General features: G+C 27.0%; 3 protein-coding genes. All 3 read right to left on the bottom strand.

Annotated features, from left to right (window positions below; genetic code table 11):
* A partial coding sequence (locus KKC53_00530) for a hypothetical protein (protein ID MBU2597660.1) occupies positions 1-445 on the bottom strand: 445 nt, incomplete at its 3' end.
* A 309-nt stretch (positions 446-754) separates the two neighbouring features.
* The gene (locus tag KKC53_00525) at positions 755-1,339 is read right to left on the bottom strand and encodes a helix-turn-helix transcriptional regulator (protein MBU2597659.1); all 585 of its coding nucleotides are present in this window, start codon (positions 1,337-1,339) and stop codon (positions 755-757) included.
* Positions 1,340-1,961: 622 nt separating this feature from the next.
* On the bottom strand, positions 1,962-2,999 hold the full coding sequence (locus KKC53_00520) for a replication initiation protein (GenBank protein ID MBU2597658.1): 1,038 nt from the start codon (positions 2,997-2,999) through the stop codon (positions 1,962-1,964).
* Between the last annotated feature and the right edge of the window lie 606 nt (positions 3,000-3,605).

Genomic DNA, 3,605 nt, shown 5'->3' with positions numbered 1-3,605 from the left:
CTGTAATTTTAACAACATTACCCTGAATCTTAGATATTATGTAACTCTGGTCATTGATGCTATCCTTTTGTTTTTTACACATCTCTTGCATTTCTTCTAAGATATCAAGAGCGTTTTGTGATAATTTAAAAATTTTCCTTTTAAGCAAGGAAAACTCCATTTTTGGGTCTAAATCCTTTTTATCATCATCAATAGCATTCAACTTGCGTACATTTTCACTGAATTCCCGATTGAGAGCATCATGCTTTTCAACTGATTCATGAAAGGTAATGTTGTAAGCATCTTGGAACTCAGCTAGGGCTTTATCAGTCTTAGTATCTTCTTCTGTCAATTCTTCAACCTTTTCAGGTTTTGTTGATACCTCGCTACAAGCTAAAACAAGCCCAAATATAAGAATAAAAGATACAAATAGAATTATGTAATTTAATATTTGTTTAATTTTCATTTTTTACCTCTTTTTTTATTGAGTCGCAAAAGTCGCAATATTAAAACTGCCGAGTTGACTCCAGAAACTCCAGATAAATTTTTTATATTTTCTTATCTTTTAAATTGTCTTCAAATATTCTTTTTTTTAGCTAATTATTAAGTTCTTAATACCACACAATTTATTGAATTGTTTAATTAAAACGCGTTTTTGACGCTATTCTGTAAGAATGTAACCTATTCCTGTGTTTTGTTTAAACCTTTTTAAGCGTCGATTAAGTCGCTTGTTTCATTCATTTCTGAATCGTGATATCTTTTTTCTATCCTTTTCTTATCCTTTTTGATCGCTTCTTTGATTCTCATCTCTCATCTTCTCAAATTTAAACAATCCAGTCTTTCTTAAAAATCTTGCAGTCTTCACATTAACTATTTTAGGGACATTTCTATCATACCTTTCATTATAAAAAGTGACTGTCCTCTTTTCAGTTAAAATAGCACAAACACTATTTCTTTTAATCTCTCCATTATCTTTACTTTTTTTAGCTTCAGGTTTAGACAGCTTTTTAGATCTAGCAAATGTATCTCTATCACCAAAATCTAAATCCTTTCTTTTTTCTAACTCTTCAGATTTCAAAGTTAATAATCTTCTAAAATCATCGAATAATAAATCGACTGCCGTTTCCCTATCTTTTAAAGAAATTCCTTGATTCGAAAGGGTTTGTGATAACGCTAATTGAAAAGGTTCACAATTTAAAACTTCACCGAGAATCAGCGCCTTGTCTGATGTTAAGTTCCTATTCCCCCTCTCGATCATATTCAGTAATTGTGGGGAGATCCTATTATGGCATTTGCTTGCCAATTGCCCTAAAGTTAACCCCAACGCTTCCCTGCGCTCTTTTATATCTCTAAAATCCATATTTCCACCTTTTTTAAAATTTTCATTTTGTATTTGAATATATTTTAACTAATCTGTTTATATTTTAACTAATCTGTTTAAATTTATGAAATTTTTTTAAATTAGTATGGATTTTTTAAAAGTGGAGTGAAGACTTTAAATAGAATTAAAAAGTGTTTTTATTTTCCTTCTTTTAAATTAGGGTTTAATGGGTTTAACGGATCTCGGCTTTGAAAATTATTAATGTTTAGGTTTAAAACTGCCGAATTGACTGACAGAACTGACAATAAATTTTTTTAGCTTTTATCTTTTTTATAGTGTCCCGAAATTGCCGAAATTAAAACTGCCGAATTGACTGACTTAATTGACTTAATTCATTTTCCTTTTTTATAGACTCAAGAAATTCAAGAAATGGCTCAATTCCTTGCTTACTCTTTTTTTATAGTGTCCGAAAAGTCCGAAATTTAAAAACATAGATTTTATAATATTTTTTTTCAAATTCTAATTTTGTGCCTAAAATATACCCCCCTGATAGAGCCCCCTGGTATTCTCTCCTAATAGAGCCCCTTAGTATTCCCTCAGGGATATCTCTTTAGAGCATAATCAGACCGCCAAATTGACTCCCGATACTCCCGATAAATTTTTAAATTCTTTTTATTTTATTTTCAGCTTCTTTGACTATTTCTTTTATTTGGCTCATAAATCCTTTTGGCATCGGCGATAATTTATCTTCTTTTTCATCTTTTAAAATCTCTTTTATTCTTTTGATTTCAGCAATTGCTTTTTTTCTAGGTGCGCCGTTTAATTTAATTTCCTCAAAATATTTCACACCAGGATAAAATTTAATAAATAATTTATTCCCTTTCTCTTCAAAAATATATTTCTCTAAAAATTTAGTTTCTTTTAATTCCTTGAGTGCAGGTTTTAATTGTTGCTTAATTTGAGATAAATATTTTTGTTCTTTTAAAGGCAATAGATTACAAAGTTTTTCGTAGCTATATTTTATAAAATCAAAATTTTTCTTATTAATACCATAGAATTTAATCCCTAAAATTTCATATAACCTAATAGCAATACCACTATTTAAACTTTTAATATATGAAAAATCTAATAATTTTATATAGTGAGCTTCTATACTCTCCTTATAAAGCGGTGCTATGTATATGTAGTTGGAGTCTGCGACTTCCCCGTTTTTTAATTCCTTGCCTTTCCACACCCGATCAAATAAATGAAAAGACGCTTCACCTAAAAATTTTTTCTTTCCCTTAGAGTAAAAAGTATTTTTTGTTATAAAGCCTGTTAGTGATAGTCTCTCAATTGCTTCTTTTATAAATTTTCTATTACCGCTATGATTTTCAATTCCCAAAATTTTACATATTTGATAGATAGATCCGATATTTAAAGGATTTATTATATTTCCGTCGTTTTTCTTTAAATTTCTATAAATAAACATTTCTATTACTCTAAAGATCTTCATATCAAAAACTGTTGGCAGTCCTAATTCTAAATCTGGTGAAACTTCCCATATCTTTATGATTGTTTTTTCACCTTTTATTTCTACTTCTTTAGATTTGATTCTCTTAAATCTGTCGTGATCTAAAGTATAAAAGGGCTTCTCTATTAGATTGACTTCTGATTTAATTAATTCTGTTTTTTCCTTTTCTTTGATTTTTTTCTTCATATTTTTTTATCTCTTTTTCTATTAAATAAGTTAAATATAATATTCATTTTTAATAATTTTATGCTTTTATCAGGTTTTATATATAAAATTACTTAAGCCATATTGCCCTATTTACTTAAGCCATATTGCCCTATTTACTCATAAAGAAATTTAAGCCATACTCCCCTATTACTTAAGCCATACTGCCCTATTTTTTAAATAAATTTTGTGCACATTTTTTGACTTTTAAGAAACTTTTATATAAAATATTAAATAAAGGAGGTTTTTTTAATTTTAGTTAACTCCTTTGATTAAATTTTTTTAATAAAAAAGGTCTTCTACTCGGAGGCCTTTTTTATTTTTTATAATTTCTAATCTTTATTATTATTATTTTATATAAATGATAAATAAAAATTGAAACATTAAGTAAGATCGCAATTATTAAAATTATTCTAATAATTTCATTTTTTTATATCCTTAATTTCTTTTAATGTTTTTTCAATATTTTTAATACTTTCAGAAATACTAGATATATTTTTAAAAAATCTAAAAAATCTAAAAACAATAAATATAATAAGAAGTATTAATCCAAAACAAAATATAAAAAAAATAGAGAAAAAAATAATT

The sequence above is a fragment of the Actinomycetota bacterium genome, from assembly GCA_018830725.1.
Lineage (GTDB): Bacteria > Actinomycetota > Humimicrobiia > JAHJRV01 > JAHJRV01 > JAHJRV01.
The sequence above is the reverse complement of the archived record's forward strand: the minus strand, read 5'-3'. Positions and strand labels throughout refer to the sequence as shown.